30 protein-coding genes are annotated in these 24957 nt (G+C 63.1%); 14 read left to right on the top strand and 16 right to left on the bottom strand.

All coding sequences use genetic code 11. The features are described 5' to 3' along the window. The first annotated feature begins 17 nt into the window (after nucleotides 1–17). A complete protein-coding gene (locus NKJ18_RS03955) occupies nucleotides 18–551 on the top strand; it encodes a DUF934 domain-containing protein (protein WP_023669768.1) in 534 nt (177 codons plus the stop codon). Nucleotides 552–870: 319 nt separating this feature from the next. Here the strand turns inward: NKJ18_RS03955 and NKJ18_RS03950 are convergent, their stop codons facing one another. Continuing rightward, nucleotides 871–1893: a fatty acid desaturase gene (locus tag NKJ18_RS03950; RefSeq protein WP_023669767.1), complete on the bottom strand. Its 1023-nt coding sequence runs from the start codon at nucleotides 1891–1893 to the stop codon at nucleotides 871–873. Nucleotides 1894–1977: 84 nt separating this feature from the next. Next, nucleotides 1978–2178, bottom strand: a complete 201-nt coding sequence (locus tag NKJ18_RS03945) for a hypothetical protein (RefSeq protein ID WP_023669766.1) — start codon at nucleotides 2176–2178, stop codon at nucleotides 1978–1980. Nucleotides 2179–2437: 259 nt separating this feature from the next. Here NKJ18_RS03945 and grpE point away from each other — a divergent pair, with 259 nt between their 5' ends. Together grpE and NKJ18_RS03935 are read left to right on the top strand one after the other, a co-directional pair. Beyond that, nucleotides 2438–3067: a nucleotide exchange factor GrpE gene (gene grpE / locus NKJ18_RS03940; RefSeq protein WP_023691975.1), complete on the top strand. Its 630-nt coding sequence runs from the start codon at nucleotides 2438–2440 to the stop codon at nucleotides 3065–3067. 133 nt (nucleotides 3068–3200) lie between these two features. Beyond that, entirely contained in the window at nucleotides 3201–3833 is a 633-nt protein-coding gene (locus NKJ18_RS03935; protein WP_352757883.1) for a trimeric intracellular cation channel family protein, read from the top strand. A gap of 114 nt (nucleotides 3834–3947) precedes the next feature. Here NKJ18_RS03935 and olsB read toward each other — a convergent pair whose 3' ends face one another. The 6 genes from olsB to NKJ18_RS03905 form a co-directional block, all read right to left on the bottom strand. Continuing rightward, nucleotides 3948–4823 (bottom strand): l-ornithine N(alpha)-acyltransferase, encoded by an 876-nt coding sequence (gene olsB / locus NKJ18_RS03930; protein ID WP_023683057.1) that lies wholly within the window; start codon nucleotides 4821–4823, stop codon nucleotides 3948–3950. A gap of 276 nt (nucleotides 4824–5099) precedes the next feature. Further along, a complete protein-coding gene (locus tag NKJ18_RS03925; RefSeq protein WP_352757831.1) occupies nucleotides 5100–7388 on the bottom strand; it encodes a response regulator in 2289 nt (762 codons plus the stop codon). A 142-nt stretch (nucleotides 7389–7530) separates the two neighbouring features. Beyond that, nucleotides 7531–8520 (bottom strand): acrylyl-CoA reductase (NADPH), encoded by a 990-nt coding sequence (gene acuI / locus NKJ18_RS03920; RefSeq protein ID WP_023686577.1) that lies wholly within the window; start codon nucleotides 8518–8520, stop codon nucleotides 7531–7533. Between the two features lie 105 nt (nucleotides 8521–8625). Then, nucleotides 8626–9114 carry a signal peptidase II gene (gene lspA, locus NKJ18_RS03915; protein WP_352757830.1) on the bottom strand — a complete coding sequence of 163 codons (489 nt, stop codon included), beginning with the start codon at nucleotides 9112–9114 and terminating at the stop codon, nucleotides 8626–8628. Then, on the bottom strand, nucleotides 9111–9968 hold the full coding sequence (locus tag NKJ18_RS03910) for a TrmH family RNA methyltransferase (RefSeq protein WP_023733590.1): 858 nt from the start codon (nucleotides 9966–9968) through the stop codon (nucleotides 9111–9113). Before NKJ18_RS03910 ends, lspA begins: the two co-directional genes overlap by 4 nt. Nucleotides 9969–10002: 34 nt before the next feature. Then, nucleotides 10003–11085, bottom strand: coding sequence for an RsmD family RNA methyltransferase (locus tag NKJ18_RS03905; protein WP_352757829.1), 1083 nt, complete (start codon nucleotides 11083–11085; stop codon nucleotides 10003–10005). 127 nt (nucleotides 11086–11212) lie between these two features. Here NKJ18_RS03905 and NKJ18_RS03900 point away from each other — a divergent pair, with 127 nt between their 5' ends. From NKJ18_RS03900 to NKJ18_RS03885, 4 genes are all read left to right on the top strand, one after another. Then, a complete protein-coding gene (locus NKJ18_RS03900; RefSeq protein WP_023700107.1) occupies nucleotides 11213–11911 on the top strand; it encodes a helix-turn-helix transcriptional regulator in 699 nt (232 codons plus the stop codon). Between the two features lie 91 nt (nucleotides 11912–12002). Beyond that, nucleotides 12003–12413, top strand: coding sequence for a VOC family protein (locus NKJ18_RS03895; RefSeq protein WP_352460466.1), 411 nt, complete (start codon nucleotides 12003–12005; stop codon nucleotides 12411–12413). Beyond that, the gene (locus NKJ18_RS03890; protein ID WP_352757828.1) at nucleotides 12410–12841 is read left to right on the top strand and encodes an EVE domain-containing protein; all 432 of its coding nucleotides are present in this window, start codon (nucleotides 12410–12412) and stop codon (nucleotides 12839–12841) included. Before NKJ18_RS03895 ends, NKJ18_RS03890 begins: the two co-directional genes overlap by 4 nt. A 120-nt stretch (nucleotides 12842–12961) precedes the next feature. Then, nucleotides 12962–13384 (top strand): VOC family protein, encoded by a 423-nt coding sequence (locus tag NKJ18_RS03885; RefSeq protein ID WP_352757827.1) that lies wholly within the window; start codon nucleotides 12962–12964, stop codon nucleotides 13382–13384. Here NKJ18_RS03885 and lhpI read toward each other — a convergent pair. The 4 genes from lhpI to sppA form a co-directional block, all read right to left on the bottom strand. Next, nucleotides 13374–14339, bottom strand: a complete 966-nt coding sequence (gene lhpI, locus NKJ18_RS03880; protein WP_352757826.1) for a bifunctional Delta(1)-pyrroline-2-carboxylate/Delta(1)-piperideine-2-carboxylate reductase — start codon at nucleotides 14337–14339, stop codon at nucleotides 13374–13376. The two genes, NKJ18_RS03885 and lhpI, sit on opposite strands and share 11 nt — an antisense overlap. Nucleotides 14340–14370: 31 nt before the next feature. After that, nucleotides 14371–14715 (bottom strand): lipopolysaccharide assembly protein LapA domain-containing protein, encoded by a 345-nt coding sequence (locus NKJ18_RS03875; protein ID WP_023698203.1) that lies wholly within the window; start codon nucleotides 14713–14715, stop codon nucleotides 14371–14373. Nucleotides 14716–14767: 52 nt separating this feature from the next. Beyond that, on the bottom strand, nucleotides 14768–15052 hold the full coding sequence (locus tag NKJ18_RS03870; RefSeq protein ID WP_006200394.1) for an integration host factor subunit beta: 285 nt from the start codon (nucleotides 15050–15052) through the stop codon (nucleotides 14768–14770). Between the two features lie 80 nt (nucleotides 15053–15132). Then, the gene (sppA, locus tag NKJ18_RS03865; RefSeq protein ID WP_023700101.1) at nucleotides 15133–16089 is read right to left on the bottom strand and encodes a signal peptide peptidase SppA; all 957 of its coding nucleotides are present in this window, start codon (nucleotides 16087–16089) and stop codon (nucleotides 15133–15135) included. 295 nt (nucleotides 16090–16384) lie between these two features. On the opposite strand from sppA, the gene lptC reads away from it, so the two are divergent. The 6 genes from lptC to ptsN all read left to right on the top strand — a co-directional run bounded on the left by lptC (nucleotide 16385) and on the right by ptsN (nucleotide 21779). After that, on the top strand, nucleotides 16385–17098 hold the full coding sequence (gene lptC / locus NKJ18_RS03860; RefSeq protein WP_023669748.1) for an LPS export ABC transporter periplasmic protein LptC: 714 nt from the start codon (nucleotides 16385–16387) through the stop codon (nucleotides 17096–17098). Then, nucleotides 17085–17669, top strand: coding sequence for an LptA/OstA family protein (locus NKJ18_RS03855; RefSeq protein ID WP_023683069.1), 585 nt, complete (start codon nucleotides 17085–17087; stop codon nucleotides 17667–17669). Before lptC ends, NKJ18_RS03855 begins: the two co-directional genes overlap by 14 nt. Further along, nucleotides 17666–18484 carry an LPS export ABC transporter ATP-binding protein gene (gene lptB, locus NKJ18_RS03850; RefSeq protein WP_023669746.1) on the top strand — a complete coding sequence of 273 codons (819 nt, stop codon included), beginning with the start codon at nucleotides 17666–17668 and terminating at the stop codon, nucleotides 18482–18484. Before NKJ18_RS03855 ends, lptB begins: the two co-directional genes overlap by 4 nt. 214 nt (nucleotides 18485–18698) lie before the next feature. Then, nucleotides 18699–20225 (top strand): RNA polymerase factor sigma-54, encoded by a 1527-nt coding sequence (gene rpoN, locus NKJ18_RS03845; RefSeq protein ID WP_023683070.1) that lies wholly within the window; start codon nucleotides 18699–18701, stop codon nucleotides 20223–20225. A 396-nt stretch (nucleotides 20226–20621) separates the two neighbouring features. After that, nucleotides 20622–21206 carry a ribosome hibernation-promoting factor, HPF/YfiA family gene (gene hpf / locus NKJ18_RS03840; protein WP_023751408.1) on the top strand — a complete coding sequence of 195 codons (585 nt, stop codon included), beginning with the start codon at nucleotides 20622–20624 and terminating at the stop codon, nucleotides 21204–21206. Between the two features lie 108 nt (nucleotides 21207–21314). Then, a complete protein-coding gene (ptsN, locus tag NKJ18_RS03835) occupies nucleotides 21315–21779 on the top strand; it encodes a PTS IIA-like nitrogen regulatory protein PtsN (RefSeq protein ID WP_023669743.1) in 465 nt (154 codons plus the stop codon). Between the two features lie 71 nt (nucleotides 21780–21850). Here the strand turns inward: ptsN and NKJ18_RS03830 are convergent, their stop codons facing one another. Further along, a complete protein-coding gene (locus NKJ18_RS03830; RefSeq protein WP_023683072.1) occupies nucleotides 21851–22108 on the bottom strand; it encodes a BQ00720 family protein in 258 nt (85 codons plus the stop codon). A 64-nt stretch (nucleotides 22109–22172) separates the two neighbouring features. Continuing rightward, nucleotides 22173–22598 carry an Hsp20 family protein gene (locus NKJ18_RS03825; RefSeq protein ID WP_023669741.1) on the bottom strand — a complete coding sequence of 142 codons (426 nt, stop codon included), beginning with the start codon at nucleotides 22596–22598 and terminating at the stop codon, nucleotides 22173–22175. A 144-nt stretch (nucleotides 22599–22742) separates the two neighbouring features. Between NKJ18_RS03825 and NKJ18_RS03820 the strand changes: the two genes are divergently transcribed. After that, entirely contained in the window at nucleotides 22743–23684 is a 942-nt protein-coding gene (locus tag NKJ18_RS03820) for a nucleoside hydrolase (protein ID WP_023698210.1), read from the top strand. Between the two features lie 207 nt (nucleotides 23685–23891). Here NKJ18_RS03820 and NKJ18_RS03815 read toward each other — a convergent pair whose 3' ends face one another. Both NKJ18_RS03815 and NKJ18_RS03810 read right to left on the bottom strand, forming a co-directional pair. After that, nucleotides 23892–24164, bottom strand: coding sequence for a hypothetical protein (locus NKJ18_RS03815; protein WP_352757825.1), 273 nt, complete (start codon nucleotides 24162–24164; stop codon nucleotides 23892–23894). 148 nt (nucleotides 24165–24312) lie between these two features. Continuing rightward, nucleotides 24313–24927: a LysE family translocator gene (locus NKJ18_RS03810; RefSeq protein ID WP_023669737.1), complete on the bottom strand. Its 615-nt coding sequence runs from the start codon at nucleotides 24925–24927 to the stop codon at nucleotides 24313–24315. Nucleotides 24928–24957 lie beyond the last annotated feature (30 nt).

The raw sequence follows: 24957 nt of genomic DNA, 5'->3' as shown, positions 1-24957 counted from the left end.
GGCTTTAGGAATTTTCTATGACTGAACAGACCACAGCGGAGACCCGCCTCTGGACCCGGACGGGGTTTCGCGAAGACGAGTGGACACATGCCGAAAGTGCGGATGCACTGGCGGGCAATGGCCGCTTCATCCTGCCGTTGCAGGCATTTCTCGGCCTTGATGCCGAGGTGCGGCGCTCGGCCAAGGAGCGGCTGGGCGTCGCATTGCTGCCGGGCGACCAGCTGGAAAAGATCGTGGATCTGCTCGACCAGCTGTCGCTGGTGGCGCTGGCCTTTCCGGCCTTCAGCGACGGCCGCTCGTTTTCCAAGGGCGAATTGCTGCGCAGCCGCTACGATTTCGAGGGCGCGGTCCGCGCCACGGGCCAGGTGCTCGTCGACCAGCTGCCGCATATGCTGCGCCTCGGCTTCGACGAGTTCGAGATCTCCAACCCGGTTCTGCTGAAGCGCCTCGAAGAAGGCCGCACAGGCGGGCTGGGCCTTTACTATCAGCCGACCGAAGCGTCGGAGCCGAAGGGGCCGAAATACTCCTGGCGGCGCGTTCGCAACAGCTGACGCGACGGTAATTCCGCCTGTCTTTACCAAGACTGTGATCGGGCCTTCTCCTGGCTGTCCGGACGGAAATATCCGCCGGGCGCGAGGGAGGAATCGGCGCTCATCGGCGGCAACACCAATGCACCGTCCATCATGATCGCCGAAAAGGCGCCTGACATGATCAGGGCTGCAAGGTCTGGATGCGCGAGGAGCGCAAGGCTGCCTGAGCCGGTTTTTGGGAGATGCCGCCGCGCCTTCGGTGCGGCGGTTTTTTTCTTTGTCTTACGGAATTCCCAAGCGAAAGCCCGGAAAACCGCCTCACACTTTGCTGGAATTGCTTTTAGGCCAAGGCCCGCGCTTCGCGAAACGAGACCAGCTTGCGGCGGTTCTCGTCCCACAACGCAAGCTTGACGCAGCGCAGGCTGTCGAGGAGCGTGACGCGGCCGATGCCGCGCAGTTCGGGATAGTCGCGCAGCACTTCCTGCAGCCGGTAGCCCGGCACCTTGGCCGAGAGATGGTGCACGTGATGGACGCCGATATTGCCGGTGAACCAGTTCAGCACCGGCGGCAAATCATAATAGGACGAGCCGTGCAGGGCGGCACGCTGGAATTCCCACTCTTCGTCCTTCGCCCATTCCGTCTCCTCGAACTGGTGCTGGACGTAGAACAGCCAGATTCCGGCCGATCCGGCCAGGATCACGATCGGCAAATGGACGATCAGGAAAGCGCCGGGGCCGACCAGCCAGATAAGCAGCGCTGCCGCGACCGCGATGCCGAGATTGGTGGTCATCGACGACACCCAGGGCGTCAGGCCGCCGCGCATCATGCCGACCGGCAGCCTCTGCTCGAAGATGAACAGCCAGATCGGGCCAAGGCCGAACATCACCAGGGGATGGCGGTAGAGACGATAGGCAAGGCGTCCCCGCCAAGACAGCTGCCGGTATTCAGCAACCGTCAACGTCCTGATATCGCCCATGCCGCGCTCGTCAAGATTGCCGGCGCTGGCGTGATGGGTGGCGTGCGCGCGCCGCCAGCAATCGTAAGGGGTCAGCGTCAGCACGCCGAGCGCGCGGCCGATCCAGTCGTCGGCAGTGCGGTTGGCGAAGAAGGAGCCGTGGCCGCAATCGTGCTGGATCATGAAGATCCGCACCAGAAAACCGGCGGCGGGAAGGATCAGGATCAAGCCCCACCAGTGGCCATAGGAATAGGCTGCCGAAGACAGCGCCCACAGCGTAACGAAAGGAATAAGGGTGATGGCGAGTTCAAGAGTGCTGCGTCGCCGGTCGGGCTTCTTGTAGCGCGCCAGGATCTTCAACCAGGCGCGCTTGCTGTTGGCGGCCGTCTCGGGGGAAATCATGTTCATCAGGAAGCATAGGCGGGGCGTCCCGCTGCCGCAAGGAAAAGCTCACGCAAAATTACTGCGCGTAATTGTCGCGCGATAGCATCGCTATTGACGGCGTTGGCCGCCGGCCATGCTGGCTTCTATGCCGTCCAGCCGGTCGAGCAGATCCCGGAAACGGGCGGGAATGTCGGCCTCGGTGCGGAAGGCCGGCAAGGTGCGCAAGAAGCGCGTCGTCGCCTCGGTGCCGAACTGGCGCCTGATGTCGGCGGCGAGCTCTTCGCTTCTGTTGCCAGTATTGCGGTCCATTGTCTCAAATCCTGTGTCGGTTTCAAAACTCCTCCAAGCTTTGAATGGTTCCCCATAGCGGGGTATTGGCAAGCAAAGGCTGCCGTTACGGTAAAGTTTGAATTAATTTTGAACGTCCTTGCGCCCCGCACCAAGTCCGACGGGCAGCCCGCAACATTGCCTGCTGTGGGGCGTCCTCCTGGGCTTGCCCCTTGATTTTTGGCCGCCAAACCTCGATATCGGGCGCAAATCCAAACCATTCGAATGACGGGAAATGGCGATGAGCGACCAGACAAAAGACGAACGCGCGCCCGAGGATATCGAAACGGCCGAGGCCGAGCGCACGCAAGGCGGCATCGACGGCGACTATGAAGCGCTGGTGCGGCTGCTGAAGGAAAACGAGGAGCTGAAGGACCGCGCGCTGCGCGTCGCAGCCGAGATGGAGAATCTGCGCCGCCGCACCGCCCGCGACGTGCATGATGCGCGCGCCTATGCGGTGGCCAATTTCGCCCGCGACATGCTGTCGGTGTCGGACAATCTGCGCCGCGCGCTCGATGCTATCCCCGCCGAGGCGAAAGCGGCCGGAGATGCCGGCTTCAAGGCGCTGATCGACGGCGTCGAGATCACCGAGCGCGCCATGCTGTCGACGCTGGAACGGCATGGGGTGAAGAAGCTCGAACCGGAAGGTGAGAAGTTCGACCCGAATTTCCACCAGGCGATGTTCGAAGTGCCCAATCCCGATGTGCCGGCCAACACCGTCGTCCAGGTCGTGCAGCCGGGCTATTCGATCGGCGAGCGCGTGCTGCGGCCGGCCATGGTCGGGGTCGCCAAGGGCGGCCCCAAGATCGCGGCCACCGAAGCGCCGGTCGAGCCGGGGCCGGTGAACGAGCAGGCCGAGAAGGATGCGTGAGTAGGGTAGGCAGTAGGGAATAGGGAATAGGGAATAGGGAATAGGGAATAGGGAATAGGGGCAGGCGTATCAATCGCGCGGCTTCGTGTTATTCATACTTTCCCTAATTCCCAATCCCTACTACCTCATGTCCCTGACACCCATCGACCTCCTCGACTATGCCGGCGTCGCCGTCTTTGCCGCGACCGGGGCGTTGGCGGCTTCGCGCAAGCAGCTCGACATTATCGGCTTCCTGTTTCTGGCCAGCGTCACCGGCATTGGCGGCGGCACGCTTCGCGACGTCATCCTCAACCTGCCCGTCTTTTGGGTCGCCAACTCCGGCTATGTGCTGGTTTGCGCGGCGGTTGCGGTGCTGGTCTTCTTCATCGCCCACCGCGTCGAATCCCGCTGGAAATGGCTGCTCTGGCTCGACGCCATCGGATTGGCGGCCTTTTCCGTAATGGGCGCGGCCAAGGGGCTGGCCATCACCGGCTCGCCGGTCGTCTCCGTTGTTATGGGCGTGTTGACCGCCACATTTGGCGGCATCCTGCGCGATCTGCTGGCCGGCGAGCCATCGGTGCTGCTCAGGCCCGAAATCTACGTCACCGCCGCACTCGCGGGCGCCGGCCTCTACACACTTGGCGATCTTGCCGGCCTGCCGCCGCTCGCCTCGGATATCGCCGGCTTCGTCGCGGCTTTCCTGGTGCGCGGCGGCGAGCTGAAATTCGGCTGGACCTTTCCGTCCTACAAGAGCCGCCCGGGACGGCGACCGGAGGATATTCCGTAGGGAGAGGGATTAGGGAATAGGGAATAGGGAATAGGGAATAGGGAATAGGGAATAGTCGGTAGTCAGCAATTCGCGGCAGCCTTCACTACTGCCTAATGCCTACTGCCTACTGCCTCACGCCGCAAAGCGCTGCGCTTCCCCGCCATAATAGTTGACGTAGCGGGCGCCGATTTCCTTGACCGGCATCACCACGAACACATCGACGGTGGAGAACTCACGGTCGATGACGCAGCCGTCGCCGATGCGGGCGCCGACGCGCAGATAGCCCTTGACCAGCGGCGGCATGGCCGCGATCGCCGCCTTGGCGTTGACCGCCTCGATCGGCATCAGATCCATCGAGCAATAGCGGCCGGAGACCGCCCGCACATCCCAGGCGGAGTTGGTCCGGCAGTGATGGGCAAGGTAGGTGAGCGCCTCGGCATGCGCAGCCGGCACCGTGCCAGGGAACGAGGCACAACCGGTCATCACGCCGATCTCATAGTGGTTGATGTAGGCCCAGATGCCTTGCCACAGCGCCTCAATGGTGCGCTTCGAGCGGTATTCCGGCAGCACGCAGGAGCGGCCGAGCTCAAGGAAGCGCTGGCCGGGATGGCGGGCGATCAGCTTGGTCAGTTCGAACTCGCCTTCGGAATAGAAGCCGCCGGCGGTCGCCGCAATCTCTTGCCGCAGCAGGCGGTAAGTGCCGACGATGCGGCGATGCTCGGGGCCGGAGATCGAGGTGTCAAGCACCAGGAGATGGTCGCACAGCGGGTCGAAGCGGTCGGCGTCGCGCCGGTCCTGCGCCTGGAACAGGTCCTTCCTGGCGCCAAGCTCGTCATAAAACACCCGGTAGCGCACTTCCTGCGCGGCGGCGATCTCGGCCTCATTGCGGGCAAGCCGCACTTCGAGATTGCCGATACGGCCCAGCGGTGCGCCTGTTGCGACGGCATCGGCGTTCCGCGCGGCGAGCAAAGCGCCGCCTGCGCTGGGCCGAGTGTCACATTCCGGCATAACTGTATGCACGAGTGATTCTCCTTCGAGCCATCCCTCTTGGCACGGGGATACGGTGTAGGTGCAACAGGATTGTGACAGTACCGTGATACGGCGCGACGGGCAATACTTCGTCGGCTGGCGAAAACCCTCATTCGGCTACCTACGTGACGCGAGGATTGCGCCAGCGTCACCTTGAAGCGCGTCGCGCTGGGACGATTCACGCGACGCGCTTCAAGTCTTTGTTTTGTGCATGTCGTCTTCTCAAAACCGGGGCCATTTTCGAGCGACATGAATTCAGGCGGCCACCTGGCCCTCGACGGCATGGACCAGCGCGTCGGGATCGAGCGGCTTGGTGACAAAGCCGCTGGCGCCATGGGCGAGCACGGTGTGGCGGGTCTTTTCCTGGCTGTCGGCCGAAAGCACCATGATCGGAACCGGCGGCACAGCCATTTCCTCCTCGTGGCGGCGGATGGCGGCGATCGCGTCCAGCCCGTCCATGACCGGCATGTGCAGATCCATCAGCACCACATCGAAGCGGTTTTTCAGCCCGGCTTCGGTCACCGCCTCGACCGCGGCCTTGCCATTGCCGACCACTTTCACGCGATGTCCCGCCTTCAAAAGCGTGGCGCGGGCAAGCATGGCGTTGATGTCGTTGTCTTCGGCGATCAGCACCGACAAGCCTTGCCGGCGCCCGCCATGGACACGAAGGGCGGACACGCCGCTCTTTTCCGGCTTGGGCTGGGGCAAGGCAGGGGCGTGATTGGTCAACAGCACGCGCAGCAGCGTTTCGCCGCGCACCGGCCTTGCCAGGAAGGTGGCGTAGCCGCTGGCGCGGAATTCGCCAAGCATGCCGCGGTCGGTCGGCGCGATCAGCGTGATCGCCTCGCAATCGGCAAAGCCACTCTGGCGCAGGCGCTTGAGCAGTCTGCCGTCGCCGTCCTCCAGGGCCGCGTCGATCAACAGCACATCGCAATGTTCGGCGAAGGGCGTCGCCTGGGAAGCGGTTGCGGCGACGTCGACGGCGCCGCCATGGGCGCGGATGGTGCGGGCGATGGCGTCGGCCTCGACGGCGTTCTTCGACACGATCACGGCGCGCCGGCCGGCCAGGATGTTCTGCCGGTTCTGCGGTGCCTCGGTTGCTCCTGCGGCCGGGATCTCGAAGACGAATTCCGATCCCTCGCCAAGCCGGCTCGACACCGAAATGGCACCGCCCATGGCGGCGACCAGGCGCCTCGATATGGCCAGACCGAGGCCGGCGCCGCCATGGGTGCGGGTCGAGGTGCCGTCGGACTGTTCGAACTCCTCGAAGATGCGCTCCATATCCTCTTCGCGCAGGCCAGGGCCGGTGTCGGCGACGGTGAAGCAGATGCGGTCGCTGGTCTCGGTGCGGGCCCGTGCAACCGAAACCAGCACGCCGCCGGTGTCGGTGAACTTGATCGCATTGCCGATCAGGTTGAGCAGCACCTGCCTGACCCTGCCGGGATCGGCCATGATCATCTGTGGCACGTCGGGCTCGACATGACAGCCGAGGCCGATGTTCTTGGCGAAGGCTTTCGCCGCCATCAGTTCGATGATGTTGTCGGCGATTTCGCGCAGCGATGTCGGCTGCGGCTCCGGGTCGAAACGGCCGGCCTCTATCTTGGAATAGTCGAGCAAATCCTCGATGAGCGCCAAAAGGGCGCTGGCCGAGGTCGAGACAGCGCCGACATAGGTGCGCTGCTCGGGCGACAGATTGGTGTCAGCCAGAAGCTTGGCCATGCCCATGATGCCGTTCATCGGCGTGCGGATCTCATGGCTGACGGTGGCGAGGAAGCGCGACTTGGCCTGGCTGGCATATTCGGCGCGCTCACGCGCGGTGATCAACGAGGATTCGGCGCGTTTGCGCGCGGTGATGTCGCGGGCAATCGCCCGGTGCGAGACGGCGCCGCTATCCTTGTCGCGCACCGACAGTTCGATCCATGAGAACCAGCGCGGACCGTTCGGGGTACGTATGGAGACGTCGGTGGAACTCAGGCATTCATGATCGGAAAAGGCGGCGTCGGGAACGATACCGACATCGATGCCGAGGTCGGCCAGAGTCCTGCCGGCAAGGTCGCGCTGATCGGTTCCGACAAGGCCGGCGAAAACCATGTTGGCATAGACGATGTGGCCGTCGCGGTCGCGGTGGACGACGAGATCGCCGAGCGCATCGATCAGCCCGCGAAAACGCTCCTCGCTCTCCTGCATCTCCCACATGCGGTCGGCCAGCGTCTCGATCTCGGCGCGGCTGCGGGCGGCGGTTTCGTCGAGCAAGGCCGTCGCGCGGTGGACGGTGCGGCGGTTGCGCAGGTGCATGGCGACGCCGGCAAGGCCGGTCGCCAGCAGACCGAGGGTGATGAAGATCGGCGCGCCGGTGAGGTGAGACAGGCCCGCCAGCACGACGCTGGCGACGACCGTCAGGAACAGCAGGCCCTCGTGCGTGGCGCGCTGCAAATCCGGCGCCAGCGGCGGCGCGGCAACATGCTGCCGCTTGGGCGTCGCCGGGTTCGGCCCGTCGATGCTTTCGGCGCGGCTCTTCTCTTTCCTGGCGGACTCCGCGATCATGCGGAACTCCTTGCCAGATAGAGATTATGGAAAAGCGCGGCGGATCGTTCGAATTTTAGCGGTCATGCATTTTTGGCGGTTTTCCGCATCGCCTGATCTTTTCCGAAACCTGATTCCCTTTCGGGATCATGCTTCGGGAGCCTCACATATCGACAACCACGCGGCCCCTGATCTTGCCCTCGACGATGTCATGGGCGGCGGTGATGATGCCGTCGAAGCCGATGGTCGTCGACAGGCCGGGGAGCTTCTTGAGATCAAGATCGCTGCCGATGCGGCGCCAGGCTTCCAGCCGCACAGCCTTTGGCGCCATCACTGAATCGATGCCGAGCAGCGAGACGCCGCGCAGGATGAACGGGGCGACGCTCGACGGCAGATCCATGCCACCCGCCAGGCCGCAGGCGGCGACCGCGCCGCCATAGGCGGTCATCGACAGCACATTGGCCAGCGTGTGGCTGCCGACGGCATCGATGCCGCCGGCCCAGCGCTCCTTGGCCAGCGGCTTGGCCGGCTGGGAGAGTTCCTCGCGCGAAATCACTTCGGCGGCACCGAGGTCGATCAGATAGGAGCTTTCGGCGTTGCGGCCGGTCGAGGCGATGACGTGATAGCCAAGGCTGGACAGGATCGAGACCGCGACCGACCCAACGCCGCCGGCCGCACCCGTCACTACCACCGGGCCGCGATCCGGCAGGATGCCGTGCCGCTCCAGCGCCATGACGCTGAGCATGGCCGTATAGCCGGCGGTGCCGACCGCCATCGCATCGTGCGCGCTGATGCCGTCGGGCAACGGCACCAGCCAGTCGCCGTTGACGCGCGCGCGCCCGGCATAGGCGCCGAAATGCGTCTCGCCGACGCCCCAGCCATTGAGGATGACCTTGTCGCCCTTGCGCCAGTCGGCATGCGATGAGGAGAGGACGGTTCCGGCGAAATCAATGCCCGGCACCAGCGGCCAGCGGCGGATCACTGGCGCTTTCCCAGTGATGGCCAGCCCGTCCTTGTAGTTGACCGTCGTCGCCTCGACCGCGACAGTTACGTCGCCTTCCATCAGATCGGCTTCGCCGAAATCGACGATCTCGACCGATTGCTTCTTTTCGGCGTCGCGCGAAACGAGGATGGCTTTGAAGGTTTCAGGCATCTCTTCTCCTCGGCTTCGCAAAGGCTGGCGGTCGGCATTGGCTGGCTCTGGCCGAACTGTGCGGCGACCGTCCGGCGAGGTCAATTGGTCAAAAGAGTCGGGCCGTCAGGCTTCTGGGCCTTGCGGCTTGGCCTCGCGCCGCCAGCCGATGAACTCGTCGAAGACGACCAGCGCCGCGCCGACCGAAATGAAGGCATCGGCAAGGTTGAAGACGGCGAAGGACCATACCGGCGTGTGGAACAATATATAGTCGATGACGTGGCCGTAGACGGCGCGGTCGATCAGATTGCCGATCGCGCCGCCGATGATCAGGGCAAAGCCGATGCGGGCCAGCACATGGCCGGAGGGCGTGCGCGTCGCCAGATAAAGCACGAAGACAACGACCACGACCGCGATGACGACCAGGCCGGTGTCGCCGAAGGACGAGAACATCGAGAAGGCGATGCCGGTATTGTAGGTGCGAAACAGCGCCAGGAATGGCACCAGGTCGAGCTTTTCCTGGAAGACGAGGCCGGTCTCGATCAGATGCTTTATCCACTGGTCGAGCGCGATTGCCACCACCACCAGCAGCGCATAGGGAGACCATGATTTCACGATGTGGCGTCCTCGGGGGCAAGTTTCAGCGCGCCGCGCCGGATCTCGAACAGCATGATTCCGGTGGCGACCGCCAAATTGAGTGAATCGGCGCGGCCGGCCTGCGGAATCCGCAGCAGCCGGTCGCAGCTTTCCGCCAGATTGTCGGGCAGGCCCTGCTGCTCATTGCCCATCATCAAGAGCACCGGTCCTCGGGAGAAATCGACCGAGCGGTAGTCGACCGCACCCTTCAGATGGGTGCCGACCACCAGGCCCGAGAAGCTGTTTCGCCAAGCCAGAAATGCTTCCGGCGTCGCCTTGGTCACCGGCACGGCGAAGATCGAGCCCATGGTGGCGCGCACGGTCTCGACAGAAAAAGGATCGGTAGTCTCGCCGACCAGGATGACGCCCTTGGCGCCGACGGCATCGACGGTGCGGATGACGGTGCCGAGATTGCCGGGATCGCGCACCCGGTCGAGCGCCACCCAGACGTCGCCGTCGTGAGCGCGGATGTCTCTTAGCGGCAGCAGTTTTTGCCGGAAGACGCCGACCACCATTTGCGGATTGTCACGGCGGGTGATGGCGACAAGCACTTTTTCGGACACTTCGAGCACGGTGCCGCCGGCGGCAACCGTGCGCGCCGCCACCTTTTCGACCGCCGCATTGCCGCGTCCGGCCTTGGCGAAAACCAGCGTCCTGATCGACCAGCCGAGGTCGAGGGCGTCGATGACCAGCTTCAGCCCTTCGGCCATGAAGGCGTTCTGCTGGTCGCGGAATTTCTTCTGGGCGAGCGCCTTGATGTCCTTGATCAGCGGATTGGCAAGGCTGGTGACTTCCTTGACCTGCCCGGGCGCGCCGATGTGCCGCTCATTCATTCGGGACTCCCGGGCATTCAGGTCTCCGGGGCATTCAGGCCACCCAGCGCGAAAACAGCGATGTCGACAGCGCCCGCCCGGCGGACTGCTCGCGGATGATCAGTTCGCCTGATTCAACCGTGCCGCCCATGCCGGCAAAGGTGTCGCGCATCAAGGCATGGATGGCGAAGAAGGAGGCGCGGATGGAATAGGCGGTCAGCACCACGGTGAGCGGTTTCGGCGTCAGGATCGCGCGGCAAAGATCGGTCAGGCCGGGCAGGTCCTCGAACAATTGCCAGACCTCGCCCTTGGGGCCGCGGCCATAGGCGGGCGGGTCGAACAGGATGATGTCGTAGCGGCTGCCGCGGCGCTCTTCGCGCTCGGCGAATTTCACAGCATCGTCGACGATCCAGCGGATCGGCTTGCTGCCGAGACCGGCCATTTCCTGGTTTTCGCGCGCCCAGCCGACCGCCTTCTTGGAGGCATCGACATGGGTGACCTCGGCGCCGGCACGGGCGGCCACCAGAGACGCGAGCCCGGTATAGCCGAACAGGTTCAGCACCTTGACCGGGCGCTTGGCCGCCACGATCTGGCTGGCCATATGGTCCCAGTGCGAAGCCTGCTCGGGGAAGACGCCGACATGGCGAAACGAGGTGAAGCGGCCGAGATAGTCGATGCCGTCATGCCTCATCGGCCAGGTCTCGCCCAGCGGCACCTTCGGAAAACGCCAGCGGCCGATGCCTTCTTCGTCGGTATCGCCGGTGAAGATGGCGTCGGCTCGGTCCCAGTCCCTGGCGGGCAAGGCCTTTTGCCAGATCGCCTGTCCCTCGGGCCGCACGATGCGGTAGGGGCCGTATTGTTCGAGCTTTTCGCCGGCGCCGCTGTCGAGCAGTGCATAATCCTGATTTGGCGCAACTTCGAGGATCACCGGCAGGCGCTCAGTGGGCAGGACGCCTTCGCGACGCGCCAGGATACGGGGGGCGGGCTTCGGATCAGACCGGTCGTCCGGTTTTGTTTCGTGGCGTTGCTGTCTGGCTTCGGGGCGGATTGGTACGGTCTCCGGCTGTGGCCGCGCATGTTCGGTCCTGCCTTTTGCGGGCGGACGGTTGTCGCTGCGTTTGTCGCGAAAAGACTTCAAGCAGGAGCGTCTCCGGAGGCGGCAGGCCGCTTTTGGCATAGGGTCACCGGCTGCGCAAACAAAATGGTCGAGCGTGCGAATGTCTGAGGTGGTGGACCTCGCTGAGGAAACAGGCAAATCTCGATTCATGTCCCGTTCCGAACGCCTGCTCGACCTGATCCAGATCCTGCGCCGGCATCGCCGGCCGGTGAGCGGTCGCACGCTTGCCGGCGAGATGGACGTTTCGATCCGAACGCTCTACCGCGACATTGCCACGCTGCAGGGGCAAGGCGCGCCGATCGAGGGCGAGGCTGGGCTGGGCTATGTGCTGAAACCCGGCTTCATGCTGCCGCCACTGATGTTCACCGACGAGGAGATCGAGGCCATCGTTCTGGGATCGCGTTGGGTTGCCAGACAACCGGACAAGCGGCTGTCGGCCGCCGCCACCGACGCGCTGGCCAAGATCGCCGCTGTGCTGCCGGATGATCTGCGCGAGGACCTCGATGCGACCGCGCTTTTGGTCGGGCCGCACGGCGATGCTGTCGAAAGCATCGACCTTGGCCTGGTGCGCCAGGCGATCCGCAACGAGAGAAAACTCGGCTTTCTTTACCGCGATGCCGGCGGCGCGGCCTCCGAGCGCTTGATCTGGCCATTCGCGCTCGGCTTTTTCGACAAGGTGCGGGTGGTGGTGGCCTGGTGCGAGACGCGGCAGGATTTCAGACATTTTCGCGCCGACCGGATGTCGGGGCTCAACACCACGGATATCCGCTATCCACGTCGTCGGCAGGCGCTGCTGAAGGAATGGCGCGCGACGCTGGACGCACCGAAGCGCCAGCCCGGCGCTTAATGCTCCTTTCTACGCCCTCGCAAGCCGCTGCTGCCAGAATCTGACAGTGGGGTCACCTATGCTCCTCCAATCGAAACCCTGGAGAGCAGACATGAACACCCCCAATTTCGTCATCCTTTATGTCGACAGCCCGGAGCGGAGCGGCGCCTTCTACGGTGCGCTGCTGGGACGCCAGCCGGTGGAGACGTCGCCGACCTTCGTGCTGTTCGTGCTCGACAATGGCTTCAAGCTCGGCCTGTGGTCGCGCCACACCGTGGAGCCGGCGGCCGCAGCCGCGGGCGGCGGTGCGGAGCTCGTCTTCGCGTTGGACCGGCCTGATGCGGTGGACGCCGCTTACACGGACTGGGCAGGACGCGGCTTGACCATCCTGCAGACGCCGACCGACATGGACTTCGGCCGCACCTTCGTTGCGCTCGACCCAGACAAGCACCGGCTGCGCGTCTACTGGCTGAACGACGGAGAACAGGCCAATGGGGAACAGGCCAATGGAGAACAGAAATGAGTGCACACTGGATCGCGGTCGCTTCCGCCGAACATGTCCGGCGCGGCCGCGAGGCCGGCTTCATGCAGGTCAACCACGGCAAGGCGGCACCCTTGCGCCGCATCAAGCCCGGCGACGGTGTGGTCTACTACTCGCCGACCACAATTCTGCGAGAGAAAGACGGCCTGCAGGCCTTCACGGCAATCGGCACCGTGCGAGAAGGCGAGCCTTACCAGGGCGACATGGGCGGTGGCTTCACGCCGTTCCGCAGGGATGTCGAATGGGCCAAGGCCGAGGAGGCGCCGATCAAGCCGCTGCTCGAGCAGTTCGACTTCACCGCGGGCAAATCGAACTGGGGTTATCAACTGCGCTTTGGCCTGTTCGAAATTACCGCGCATGATTTCGCGCTGATCGCCGAGGCGATGGGCGCTGCCATGAAGGCCGACTGAAGCATCCAGCCGCCGGATCGGCAAGGCACCGTGACAACGCTGCTGACACCAAGTTGTCAGCAGCGTTGTGCGACAAGCGATTGTCTTCAGATAGCGTCGCGCTTGCCCCAGGAGAATAAGATGGACTTCGTCTCGATCCGCATCATTACCGATCAGATCAAGCCCTTGGTGGCATTCTACGACACGATCACCGGGCTTACCGCAACCTGGTTCACAGACGATTTCGCCGAACTGGCAACGCCGTCCTGCACACTGGCGATCGGCAGCACCCACACGCTGGCCCTGTTCGGAACTGATGTGGCGCAGCCGGCCGCCAATCGCTCAGCGATCATCGAGTTTCGCGTCGCCGATGTTGATGCTGAGTACAGCAGGCTGGCGAAAATCATCGGCGATTTCGTACAGACGCCGACGACGATGCCATGGGGTAACCGGTCGCTGCTGCTGCGCGATCCCGATGGCAATCTGGTGAACTTCTTCACCCCGGTCGGCGCGGAAGCGATCAGGAACTTCGATCGCAGAACCGGCGCAGACGCTACTGCTTGAGCGCGTTGTAGACGGCAATGCCGGCGGCAAGGTCCTCAAGCGCGGCGCCGACCGACTTGAACAGCGTGATCTCACTGGCGCTCTGCCGGCCCTGTTTTTCCCCGCGCGCCAGCTCATGCAGATCGGCGACGATGGCTTCCGGCTTCAGCACGCCGGAGGCGAGCGGCTGGACGATGTCGCCGGCTTCCTTGGTGGCGCCGGCGCGGGTGTCGACATAGACGCGGGCGCGCGCGATCGCGTCGTCGTCGCTCTCGCGCATGGTCGGCGTGAAGCCGCCGACCAGATCGACATGCGCGCCCGGCTTGAGCAGCGCACCCTTGACCAGCGGCGTCGTCGTGATCGTCGCCGATGAGACGATGTCGGCCTCGGCGAGTTCGGCGTCGAGATCGCTTGCGGCCTCGGCGTTGAAACCGTCCGCGCGCAAATCAGCCGCGACCTTTTCGGCATTGGCGGGCGTGCGGTTCCAGATGCGGATGGTCTTGATCGGCCGCACCGCGGAGTGCGCCTTGGCGAGGAACGGCGACAGCGCGCCGGCGCCGACCACCAGAAGCCGCGATGCGTCCTCGCAGGCGAGATAGGAGGCCGCCACCGCCGAGGCGCAAGCGGTGCGCCACTGTGTCAGCCGTTGGCCGTCGATCAGCGCTTCGGGCTCGCCGGTGGCGCCGTTGAGCAGGAGGTAGAGCCCCATCACCGCCGGTTTGCCGATGGCGTTGTTGTCGGGCGATACGGTGACGATCTTGACGCCGATATGACCGCCGACCGACGTGCCGGCCGCATGGAAGTCGGTCCACGCCGGCATCAACAGCAGCGTGGAAGTGGCACCGTCGGGCCGTTCGACTCCGTGATGATGGCGGACGGGTTGCACAGCACCCTCGCGGAAGGCCGCGCGCAATGTCTCGACCAGCCCGGGAAAGGTCAGCGCCTGGTCGACAGCGTCGGCCGAAATGGTCAGCATGCAAAACTCCGCGAAGACAAAAGCTTCGGCTTCAGGCCGTTGGCTTCGGCAGCGCCGGACCCTGGCCCGAGCCTTGCGGTGCGGCGGGTACCCGGCTGACCGCCTGGCGCAAATTCTCGGCCTCGACCCCGCGCTGGCGCGCCAGCTTGCGGTAGCGGCCCTGCTTGACCCAGGTCGCCAGGCTGCCGACGACCATGCCGATGGCGAGCGCCACGAACAGGAAGATGAACAGCGGCAAGGTCAGCGTCAGTTTCGGATTGCCGGGGTTGAACGGGTCGAGCGTGAAGGCGACCAGCTCGCGGTTGGCGACGGCCAGCGCAATCAGGATGACGGCGAGCGGCACGAAGACCACGATAAGTATGAAGCGGTTCAACATAGAGATTCCCTGGAGAAGGCAGGCCTTGATAAGGTCGGCGCGTGGTCCGCGCCTACTTGCCGCCATTCAGCCTTTCACGCAATTCCTTTCCGGTCTTGAAGAACGGCACCCACTTCTCCTCGACCTCGACGGATTCGCCGGTGCGCGGGTTGCGGCCGGTGCGGGCAGGGCGATTCTTCACCGAAAAAGCGCCGAAGCCACGCAACTCGACCCGATTGCCTTCCGCCAGGGCATCGGTGATCTCGTCGAAGATCGCTCCCACGATGTTTTCGACGTCGCGCAGGAAAAGATGCGGGTTGCGCGTGGCAATGATCTGCACAAGCTCGGATTTGATCATCAGAAAGGTCCCCGTGAAAGCGCTGCGGTCAAATTATCAGGATGATTTTATTTGCTTTTTTACTCGCCCCAACCGGCAGATCAAGGGTGCCAGACGGAAACGAGACCGTCAAGAAACAAGCGATCCGCGCCAATTTCGTGAAGCACGTCGCTGCCGGCCTCCGACAGGCCGAGCGCGCTGCCGACGCTGCGCGCTATTGCTTTCGAGAACAGGAAGCCGCCACGCCGCTCGGTGTCCTTCCATTCCACCACCTTGAGCTTGGCGTCGACACCCTTGGTCGCCAGCCAGTCGATCGCCACGCTCTCGCCGCCGACAGCGTCGATCAGACCGTTGGCAAGGCCCTGGCGGCCGGTGAAGATCGAGCCGTCGGCAAGGGCCAGTGCCTGATCGCGGGTCATTTTGCGGCGCTCGGCGACGATGCCGACGAACCAGTCATAGCTGTCGAGGATGAGCTTGCGGACCATGGCTCGCTCGTCTTCATTGGTCGGCTTGAAGGGCGAGGGCGATGCCTTCAGCGGCGAGGATTTCACTTCCTCGAGCTTGATGCCGACCTTGTCCATCAGACCGCTGACATCGGGATACTGGATGAGCACACCGATCGAGCCGACGATCGACGTCTTGCGGGCAACGATATGGTCGCTGGCACTGGCGATCATGTAGCCGGCCGATGCGGCCAGCGTGCCGACCTCGGCCACCACCGGCTTGTCGGCGGCAAGCTTGCGCACCTCCTCGTAGATCGATTCGCCGCCGACCGTGGTGCCGCCGGGCGAATCGATCGCCAGGATGACGCCCTTGACCTGCGGGGATGTGCGGATGGTTTCCAGCCGCTTGATCAGTTCCTCGTCCTCGGCGATGGTGCCTTCGATCCTGACCTTGGCGATGTGGTCGACGGAAGAACCGCCGAGGTCGCCCCCATAGAACCAGCTTGCAAGCGCAATCACCCCAAGGGCCACGATGGCAATGGCGGCGCCGCGCCAGAAGGTCAGCTTGCGCCGCAAGCGGCGGCGGTCGATCAGGTCGTCGGCTCTCAGTGCCATGGTCTGCCTCACAGTCGGTGGGAAGCGATGCTTTTAAAGCAAGCGTCCGCGCCCGGCTACCTCTTCCTCAAGAGCCTGCGACGAAGCGACCTTCGCGACGGAGGCATTTCACGAAAAAATGACGCGGCGCGTTCGTTTCTGCTATGAAGTGACGAAATTGTGTCGCCTGAGTTCCGTCTGTAAAACAGCGGCCGTCACATTTTTGCGGTTTTCCTCCGCTTGTGCTTGCTTGCGGGGGCCGGCAACCCACCTATAGCAGGTGTTTTGGCGGACAAGGGTTTATTAGAAGTCAGTCATGCTTGCGCGATCGAACGAACCGACCAACGCCGATGCGGCCTTGGCGCCCACGGCGCCAGCGGGCACGCGCGGCGACGCCTTCGACCGCGCCCAGCGCCACTCGCGCCGCGTGCGCGTGCTTAAGTTTGCCGTGCCGGTGCTTGCCGCCGGGATCGCGGTTGCGTTTCCGGTCTATTCCTATCTGGCGGCGCCGATCAACATTTCGATACAGGCAGACGGCACCGCTTTCGCGGATGGCAAGCTGGTGATGGCCAATCCGAAGCTCAACGGCTTCACCAAGGACAAGCTGCCCTATTCGCTGACGGCCTTGCGCGCCATCCAGGATGTCGGCAAGCAGGACATCATCGAACTCGAAGGCATCCATGCCAAATTGCCGCTGACGGCCGACAATGTGGCGACCGTCGACGCCAAGCGCGGGATCTACAACAGAAACGCCAACACGATGGACATGACCAGCGACGTTACCGTCACCACCACCGACGGCGTCGCTGCCATCTTCAAATCGGTCTTCCTCGATATGGGCAAAGGCTCTATGAAGACAGGTGATGCGGTCGATGTCAGCCGTAACGGCTCGCGGATCACCGCGGGTTCAATGTCGGTCGAAGACAATGGCAAGGTCATCGTTTTCGAGAACAAGGTAAGCGTTCACATCGATCCGGCCACTATGAAGGCGGCAGAGGCAAAGAGCGGAGAAACGAATGCGTCCCAGTAATTCGGCACGGCTTGTCGCCGCAGCTTCGGCCTTGCTGTTGCTGGGTATGGCGCCGTCCTGGGCTCAGTCCAGCGCCAGCAGCCAGTCCGGGCTCAAACTGTCGGGCGACCAGCCGATCCAGATCGAGAGCGACAAACTTGAGGTCCGCCAGGCCGACAGCATGGCGCTGTTCAGCGGCAACGTCACCGTCACGCAAGGGCCAACGCTGCTCAAGGCCGGCAGCATGGAGGTCTACTACGTCAAGGACCCCAACGCCGCCAAAGGTGCTGCCGCCGGCGCTTCGGCGATGACCGGTTCGGCCAATATCGACCATCTGGTGGTCAAGAACAAAGTCTACATCAAGTCGAATGACCAGATCGCCACCGGCGACAACGCCACGTTCGACATGAAGACGCAGGTGCTTGTTCTGTCGGGCAAGGAGGTCGTCTTGTCCCAAGGACCCAACGTCCTCAAGGGCTGCAAGCTCACCGTGCAGATGAAAAGCGGCCTTGCTCAGGTCGATGGCTGCGGCGGGCGCGTCATCATGTCGATGACGCCGCCACCGAAATCCGAGGCCCCGAAGCCCGAATGACTGGCGTGTCTTCGCTGCTGACCCGCCTTCCGGGACGGGCGGCCAGTAAACTTGCAGCACCGGCCACAGTCACCGTTGATTCCTCGAAGTTCAAGGGCACCCTGATCGCCAAGGGTCTGACCAAGAGCTACAAGGGCCGCAAGGTGGTCAGCGGTGTCACCATCGGCGTGCGCGCCGGCGAGGCTGTCGGGCTGCTCGGGCCGAACGGCGCCGGCAAGACCACCTGTTTCTACATGGTCACCGGCTTGGTGCCGGTCGATGAGGGCACGATCGAGATCGACGGTTTCGACGTCACCTCGATGCCGATGTACCGCCGCGCCCGCCTCGGCATCGGCTATTTGCCGCAGGAAGCCTCGATCTTCCGCGGCCTGAATGTCGAGCAGAACATCCGCGCCGTGCTCGAAGTGGTTGAGAAGGACCGCAAGGTGCGCGAGCGCAATCTCGACGAACTGCTCGAGGAATTTCACATCAGCCATCTGCGGAAGTCGCCGTCCATGTCGCTGTCGGGTGGCGAGCGGCGGCGTCTTGAGATCGCCCGAGCTTTGGCGACGCGCCCGGCCTACATGCTGCTCGACGAGCCGTTCGCCGGCATCGACCCGATTGCCGTCGCCGACATCCAGCAGCTGGTTCGTCATCTAACGGCGCGCGGCATCGGCGTGCTGATTACCGACCACAATGTGCGCGAAACGCTCGGCCTCATCGACCGCGCCTACATCATCCATGCCGGCCAGGTGCTGACTCATGGCCGTGCCGACGAGGTGGTGGCGAACCCCGATGTGCGCCGGCTCTACCTCGGCGAAGGTTTCACGCTCTGAGCGTGAAATTTGTTTCCTGACGTGATTTTTGCCGCCCCGCCGGGCTTTTTTCTCCGATTTTGCGTGAGATAATGCTTCGGTAGGGGCCTTTTGCCATCGTTCGCCTTGACAAGCAAAAGCCGGGCCAGTTTCTATGGAAGGTCGGAAAAATTCATTTTCCGGCAGCTTCTGATGTGTAGGCTTCCGGGTGCAGAAGGGCGTTTGAAACCGAACCATGGCGTTGGCGGCGAAACTACAGCTACGACAATCCCAGTCGCTGGTGATGACGCCGCAGCTGATGCAGTCGATCAGGCTGTTGCAGCTCACCCATGTCGAGCTCGACCACTTCATCGACGACGAGATCGAGCGCAATCCGCTGCTGGAGCGCGCCGAGCCCCAGGATGACGCCGCAAGCGACCAGGTGCAGAAGGGCGATGCCGCTCCTGAGCCTGCCGCCGATGGCGACTGGTTCGAAAACGAGACGGCGTGGAGCGCCGAAGCGATCTCCGACAAGCTCGACAGCTCGCTGGAAAATCTGTTCCCCGACGATCCCGGCACCAGCGAGCGGCTCGGCCCGGACCTGACGGCGCAGTGGAAGTCGGCCACCGGCAATAGTTCGTCCGGTTCTTCCGAAGGCTTCGACGTCGGCGACATGGCAGCCGCAGCGATCACGCTGCGCCAGCATGTTGGCGAGCAGATCGCGCTTGCCTTTGCCGATCCGGCCGCAAGGCTGATCGCAGCCGAACTGGCCGACGGCCTGGACGAGGCCGGCTATCTGCGCGCCGATCCCGCCGAGATCGCCAAACGGCTCGGCGCCGATCAGGCGATGGTGGCCAATGTGCTGGCAGCCTGCCACACATTCGAGCCGGTCGGCCTGTTTGCGCGCGACCTTGCCGAATGCCTGTCGCTGCAGCTTGCCATGCGCGATCGTCTCGATCCGGCGATGAAGACGCTAATCGGCAACCTAGAACTCCTGGCGCGGCGCGATTTCCAGACGCTGAAGCGGCTTTGCGGGGTCGACGAAGAGGATCTCCTCGACATGCTGGCCGAAATCCGCGCGCTCGACCCGCGCCCGGGCATGGCGTTTTCGGGCGGCGCCAGCGACGCCATCGTCGCCGATGTCGAAGTCCGCGCCGCCAATGACGGCAGCTGGACGGTCGAGCTCAATGCCGAGACGCTGCCGCGCGTGCTTGTCGATCACATCTATTTCGCCCAGGTCTCGCCGCATGCGAAGAATCAGGCGGAGAAGGATTTCCTGGCCGAATGCCTGCAGAATGCCAACTGGCTGACGCGCAGTCTCGACCAGCGGGCAAAGACGATCCTGAAAGTGGCGTCGGAAATCGTGCGCCAGCAGGACGCTTTTCTCGTCCATGGCGTGCGTCAGCTCAGGCCGCTCAACCTGCGCACGGTGGCCGATGCCATCGGCATGCATGAATCGACCGTCAGCCGGGTGACGGCCAACAAATACATGCTGACGCCGCGTGGCGTGTTCGAGCTGCGTTATTTCTTCACGGCTTCGATCGCGGCGTCGGGCGGCGGTGATGCGCATTCCTCGGAAGCGGTGCGCGACCGCATCAAGCAGCTGATCGACGAGGAAAAGCCCGCCGATGTGCTGTCCGATGACGCAATCGTCGATATGTTGAAGGAAAGCGGCGTCGATATTGCCCGGCGCACGGTGGCCAAGTACCGGGAGGGTATGAATATTCCCTCGTCGGTGCAGCGGCGGCGTGAAAAGCGCGCTCTGGCGAGCGCGGGGCGCTAGGCTGCTTGCCCGGCAAGGCTTTTGCTATGGCTGGATTCCACAACTTTCCGACCTTAAAGCGCATCGCGCTGAAACGGATTCATACGACGCGCTTTAAGTCTTTGTTTTGATGCATGTCGTTGTCCCAGAACCGCAGCGCACTTCTGGGCGACATGCATTAATTGACAAGCTGCAATGAAGTGTCTAGAAGCCCGCCCGCATGAGACGGGCTCGCGGCCCGCATGCGGATGGTCCGTCACGATGAAGGCCACGGGACGGCCAAGAAGGCGGATTGTGATCAACCGGAAAGTTCGGATCTAAAATCGGCGCGAGTTGACGCCGCAAAGCTTGTGCGCACGGATCACGAGTATAAACTCTGGCCAGTTTGAAGCCTGAGCAAGGAAGGTCAGTTTTCAGATGAAATTGCGCATATCGGGTAAACACATGGATATCGGCGATGCGTTGCGTACGCGCATTACCGATCGTGTCGGCGAGGCGATTGGAAAATATTTCGATCGCGGTTTTTCAGGGCACGTCACGGTCATCAAATCGGGGTCGCGTTACTCGGCCGATTGCATGATCAGGCTGGATTCCGGCGCTTCGCTGCAGGCAACCGGCGATTCCCAGGATCCGACACTTGCCTTCGAGGCGGCCGCGGACCGCCTCGAAACCAGGCTGCGGCGCTACAAACGCCGTCTGAAATCGCACAATTCAGGCAATGGAAATGGCGAAATCACCGACATCGCCTATACGGTAATGGCGCCGCTGACTGATGACGATGAGGACATTCCGGAGGACTACGCCCCGGCCATCGTCGCCGAATCAACCATGACGCTGCAGACCATGTCGGTCGCGTCGGCGGTCATCGAACTCGACACCAAGGACAGCCCGGTTTTCGTCTTCCGCAACGCCGGAAACGACCACCTCAACATCGTCTATCGGCGGCCGGACGGAAATATCGGCTGGATCGACCCGTCGACGACCAAAGTCGCACAGGCGTGACGACAACGACAATGGTCGCACAGGTGACGACAATGGTCGCACAGAGATGATAGCCAGCCGCGCGAGGGGCGAGGACTGGTGACGGCAGGCGAATAAGGGATTTCAAATATGGATCTGAGCGATCTTCTCAACGTTCCGGCGATCTTGCCGGCGTTGAAGGCGAACTCCAAAAAGCAGCTTCTGCAGTTGCTGTCCGAGAGAGCGGCGGCGATTTCCGGCATTCCGGAGCGCGAAGTGTTCGACACTATCCTGCAGCGCGAACGGCTGGGCTCCACCGGCGTCGGCAACGGCATCGCCATTCCGCACGGCAAGCTCGCCGGGGTGAAGCGCATCGCCGGCGTCTTTGCCCGGCTGGAGACGCCGGTCGATTTCGAGGCCCTGGATGACCAGCCGGTCGATCTGGTGTTTTTGCTGCTGGCCCCGGAAGGCGCCGGCGCCGATCACCTCAAGGCACTGTCGCGCATCGCCAGGGTTTTGCGCGACGCCGACACGGTGGCCAAGATCAGAGGCACGCGCGACGCGGTCGCCATCCACGCGCTGCTTTCGGACACGCAGGCGTCGCACGCCGCCTGAAGTTCTTCGGATTTAAGTCTTCCAAGGGCCGCCGAAGGCGGCCCTCTCCATTTCAACCGTCAGCAGTCGCCTTAGTGAATGGCGACAGTGGTCAGGTCGTTTTCCATGGCGCCGGCCAAAGCCCGGTCTTTCGCATCCGAAAGCAGGATCGGCTGGCCGTTGGCGGCAAACAGGGCCCACAGGACCATACCGGGCGCTATTTCGCCGAGGTTGGGGAAGCGCCCGAGCAGCTCGTCGCTCGAGACCTTGCGGAGATAAGCGACCGAGCCTTCGCCGAGATGGGCGAATTCGCCGCTGGTCATGGTGATGGTTTCGTCAGTTCTGGTCATTTCAAGCCTCCTTGGCGCGAGGACGCCGCTCAAGGCCATCCCGCATGAGAGCCATCGGTAAAGATCAGTCTTTCACCGATATATTTATTTTCCGTACCAGCCGTTCGGTATCCGGCCGATCGAGATCGATCGACAAAAGGCCGTTCTTCAGTTCCGCTGCGATCACCCGCATGCCGTCGGCCAGCACGAAACAGCGCTGGAATTGGCGCGCGGCGATGCCGCGATGGAGGAATTCGCGCTCGGTGTCGTCGGTTTGACGGCCGCGCACGACCAACTGGTTTTCCTCCGTGGTGACATCGAGATCGCTTTCGGCGAAACCCGCGACAGCCAGCGTAATGCGCAGCCTTTCGGCCTTGCCGTCGGCACCGCTGAGGCGCTCGATGTTGTAGGGAGGATAACTGTCACCGGATTTCGCCAGTCGTTCCAGGGTCTTTTCCATGGCATCGAAACCAAGGAGAAGCGGGCTGGAGAAGGGCGTCATTCGGCTCATGTTACACTGTCCTCTTTGGAGCGACATAAACTGGAAAAACCCGGATGGCATTTTTCCCGATGGTCTTGATATGGTCCGCGCCGCGGCCAAGTTCAAGCCGCCGAACACCCCCGCCAAAAAGACTCCCCCGCATAAGGAAATGAAATGCCCCAGACCCGCAAGATCATCATCGACACGGATCCCGGCCAGGACGATGCCGTCGCCATATTGCTGGCGCTCGGCAGTGCCGAGCTGGAGATCGTCGGCATCTCTGCTGTTGCCGGTAACGTGCCGCTGAAATTGACCGAAAAGAACGCCAGGAAAATCTGCGAACTGGCCGGACGGCCCGATATCAAGGTCTATGCAGGCGCCATCCGCCCGTTGGCGCGCGAACTGGTCACCGCCGAGGAAGTGCATGGCAAGACCGGCCTCAACGGCCCGCAACTGCCAGATCCGAAGATGAAGCTGCAGGGCCAGTATGCGGTCGACTTCATCGTCGAGACCCTGATGAAGGAAGAGGCCGGTACGATCACCCTGTGCGCGCTCGGCCCGCTCACCAATGTCGCGCTGGCGCTGATCCGTGAGCCGAAGATCGCGCCGCGCATCAAGGAAATCGTACTGATGGGCGGCGGTTTCTTCGAAGGCGGCAATGTCACGCCGACCGCAGAATTCAACATCTATGTCGATCCGCAAGCCGCCGACCTGGTGTTCAAATCCGGCATTCCGATCGTCATGATGCCGCTCGACGTCACCCACAAGGCGCTGACCACGGCCAAGCGCACGCAGGCCATCCGCCAGCTCGGCACCCGGGTCGGCACCGCGACGGCCGAGATGCTGGAGTTCTTCGAGCGCTTCGACGAGGAGAAATACGGCACCGATGGCGGCCCGCTGCACGACCCCTGCGTCATCGCCTATCTGTTGAAGCCGGAGCTGTTCAAGGGCCGCAACTGCAACGTCACCGTGGAAACCACCTCCGAACTCACCATGGGCATGACCGTGATCGACTGGTGGGGCGTGACCAAGCGGCCGAAGAACGCCATGGTGATGCGCGACATCGACCATGACGCGTTTTTCGCGCTGCTGGTTGAGAGGTTGGCGCGGCTTTAGCTCTGTCTTTCCTTTCTCCCATTGTGGGTTCCGAAGGGACGGGGAGACAAGTGGCTCGCCCCCGGGCGGCGTCGCCGAAGGCGACGGATGTGGGGTGTTCCAGGGAACGCCCACGTCTCACTCCGCTGGAACACCCCTCATCCGTCTCGGCGCTATCGCGCCGATCCACCTTCTCCCACAGGGGGAGAAGGAAGGCGCCGCCGCCGTTCACTTTGCAAATCGATAGAAGACCATTCCATTCTCGCGCGTGACGCGCTCCATGTTTGCCGTCGCGCCGATCAGATGCGGCCGGTCGTCATCGACAAGAATGGACGAACCGCTTTCGAGCGAAACCAGATAAAGGGTGTGGTCGTGGTCCGATTGGGCGCTTTTGACCGTTGCGTGGATTGGCTCGACTGACCGGATAGGGCTCGCGTCATTCGTCCATTTGTAGAGCGCCGAAGGAACCATCATCGCGAGCATGGCGACGATCAGGACCACGCCGGGCGCGTTCCTTTTCAAATCCCTATAAGTCCATGACATTTGAAAGAATCCCCAGCACAAAGTCATGTGGTGGCGTGGAGACTGACTTTCAATCAGCCTTCACGTACGGGCTCATTCTGCCGTTGGAAACGACCGTCCACGGTTGTTACTTCGCCTTCGAAAAAGCTAGCCACAGGCCGCCGCCGACCAGAAAGCTGCCGCTGATCCTGGACATCAGCTTGATGCGGCTGGCCGAGAGCAGGCGGCCGGCGCGGCTGGCGGCGAGCGCGTAGGTCGAGTCCGAGACGGCGGCAAAGATCATGGCGGTAAGGCCCATGACGACGATCTGCAGGGTGTAATTGCCCTGCGGGGCGATGAATTGCGGGAAGAAGGCGCCGAAGAACACCAGGGTCTTGGGGTTGCTCAGCGCCACGAGCAGGCCCTGCAGGAAGAAGCCGCCGCGCGGCTTTCTCGCGGTGCCGTCGGCATTCAGCGCGCCCTTGGAACGGAACATCTGCACCCCCATCCAGATCAGATAGGCGGCGCCGATCAGGCGTACCCATTCGAACCAGTGGCCCATGCCCGATATCAGCGTGTTGAGGCCGATGCCGACAATGGCGATCATCACGGCGAGCCCAGCCTGCGTGCCGGCGACATTGGCAAGGCCGGCGCGGTAGCCATGGCGGATGCTGTTGGCGATGATCAGCGTGACAGTCGGACCGGGCACCAGGATGATGACGATGCAGGCAAGGACATAGGCGGCGTAGAGTTCCAGCGACATGGGGGATTTCCTCGAGGATGCGCTTAGGCG

The organism is Mesorhizobium sp. M0217 (genome assembly GCF_040321955.1).
Lineage (GTDB): Bacteria > Pseudomonadota > Alphaproteobacteria > Rhizobiales > Rhizobiaceae > Mesorhizobium.
Note: the sequence above shows the minus strand (reverse complement) of the source record. Positions and strands in the feature narration are given on the sequence as shown.

What these genes read in the sequence shown, in the direction of transcription:
- NKJ18_RS03955 (WP_023669768.1), top strand. Translation starts at nt 18, where the DNA reads ATGACTGAACAGACCACAGCGGAGACCCGCCTCTGGACCCGGACGGGG.
- NKJ18_RS03950 (WP_023669767.1), bottom strand. Translation starts at nt 1,893, where the DNA reads ATGAACATGATTTCCCCCGAGACGGCCGCCAACAGCAAGCGCGCCTGG.
- NKJ18_RS03945 (WP_023669766.1), bottom strand. Translation starts at nt 2,178, where the DNA reads ATGGACCGCAATACTGGCAACAGAAGCGAAGAGCTCGCCGCCGACATC.
- grpE (WP_023691975.1), top strand. Translation starts at nt 2,438, where the DNA reads ATGAGCGACCAGACAAAAGACGAACGCGCGCCCGAGGATATCGAAACG.
- olsB (WP_023683057.1), bottom strand. Translation starts at nt 4,823, where the DNA reads ATGCCGGAATGTGACACTCGGCCCAGCGCAGGCGGCGCTTTGCTCGCC.
- NKJ18_RS03925 (WP_352757831.1), bottom strand. Translation starts at nt 7,388, where the DNA reads ATGATCGCGGAGTCCGCCAGGAAAGAGAAGAGCCGCGCCGAAAGCATC.
- acuI (WP_023686577.1), bottom strand. Translation starts at nt 8,520, where the DNA reads ATGCCTGAAACCTTCAAAGCCATCCTCGTTTCGCGCGACGCCGAAAAG.
- NKJ18_RS03910 (WP_023733590.1), bottom strand. Translation starts at nt 9,968, where the DNA reads ATGAATGAGCGGCACATCGGCGCGCCCGGGCAGGTCAAGGAAGTCACC.
- NKJ18_RS03900 (WP_023700107.1), top strand. Translation starts at nt 11,213, where the DNA reads ATGTCCCGTTCCGAACGCCTGCTCGACCTGATCCAGATCCTGCGCCGG.
- NKJ18_RS03895 (WP_352460466.1), top strand. Translation starts at nt 12,003, where the DNA reads ATGAACACCCCCAATTTCGTCATCCTTTATGTCGACAGCCCGGAGCGG.
- NKJ18_RS03890 (WP_352757828.1), top strand. Translation starts at nt 12,410, where the DNA reads ATGAGTGCACACTGGATCGCGGTCGCTTCCGCCGAACATGTCCGGCGC.
- NKJ18_RS03885 (WP_352757827.1), top strand. Translation starts at nt 12,962, where the DNA reads ATGGACTTCGTCTCGATCCGCATCATTACCGATCAGATCAAGCCCTTG.
- lhpI (WP_352757826.1), bottom strand. Translation starts at nt 14,339, where the DNA reads ATGCTGACCATTTCGGCCGACGCTGTCGACCAGGCGCTGACCTTTCCC.
- NKJ18_RS03875 (WP_023698203.1), bottom strand. Translation starts at nt 14,715, where the DNA reads ATGTTGAACCGCTTCATACTTATCGTGGTCTTCGTGCCGCTCGCCGTC.
- NKJ18_RS03870 (WP_006200394.1), bottom strand. Translation starts at nt 15,052, where the DNA reads ATGATCAAATCCGAGCTTGTGCAGATCATTGCCACGCGCAACCCGCAT.
- sppA (WP_023700101.1), bottom strand. Translation starts at nt 16,089, where the DNA reads ATGGCACTGAGAGCCGACGACCTGATCGACCGCCGCCGCTTGCGGCGC.
- lptC (WP_023669748.1), top strand. Translation starts at nt 16,385, where the DNA reads ATGCTTGCGCGATCGAACGAACCGACCAACGCCGATGCGGCCTTGGCG.
- NKJ18_RS03855 (WP_023683069.1), top strand. Translation starts at nt 17,085, where the DNA reads ATGCGTCCCAGTAATTCGGCACGGCTTGTCGCCGCAGCTTCGGCCTTG.
- lptB (WP_023669746.1), top strand. Translation starts at nt 17,666, where the DNA reads ATGACTGGCGTGTCTTCGCTGCTGACCCGCCTTCCGGGACGGGCGGCC.
- rpoN (WP_023683070.1), top strand. Translation starts at nt 18,699, where the DNA reads ATGGCGTTGGCGGCGAAACTACAGCTACGACAATCCCAGTCGCTGGTG.
- hpf (WP_023751408.1), top strand. Translation starts at nt 20,622, where the DNA reads ATGAAATTGCGCATATCGGGTAAACACATGGATATCGGCGATGCGTTG.
- ptsN (WP_023669743.1), top strand. Translation starts at nt 21,315, where the DNA reads ATGGATCTGAGCGATCTTCTCAACGTTCCGGCGATCTTGCCGGCGTTG.
- NKJ18_RS03830 (WP_023683072.1), bottom strand. Translation starts at nt 22,108, where the DNA reads ATGACCAGAACTGACGAAACCATCACCATGACCAGCGGCGAATTCGCC.
- NKJ18_RS03825 (WP_023669741.1), bottom strand. Translation starts at nt 22,598, where the DNA reads ATGAGCCGAATGACGCCCTTCTCCAGCCCGCTTCTCCTTGGTTTCGAT.
- NKJ18_RS03820 (WP_023698210.1), top strand. Translation starts at nt 22,743, where the DNA reads ATGCCCCAGACCCGCAAGATCATCATCGACACGGATCCCGGCCAGGAC.
- NKJ18_RS03810 (WP_023669737.1), bottom strand. Translation starts at nt 24,927, where the DNA reads ATGTCGCTGGAACTCTACGCCGCCTATGTCCTTGCCTGCATCGTCATC.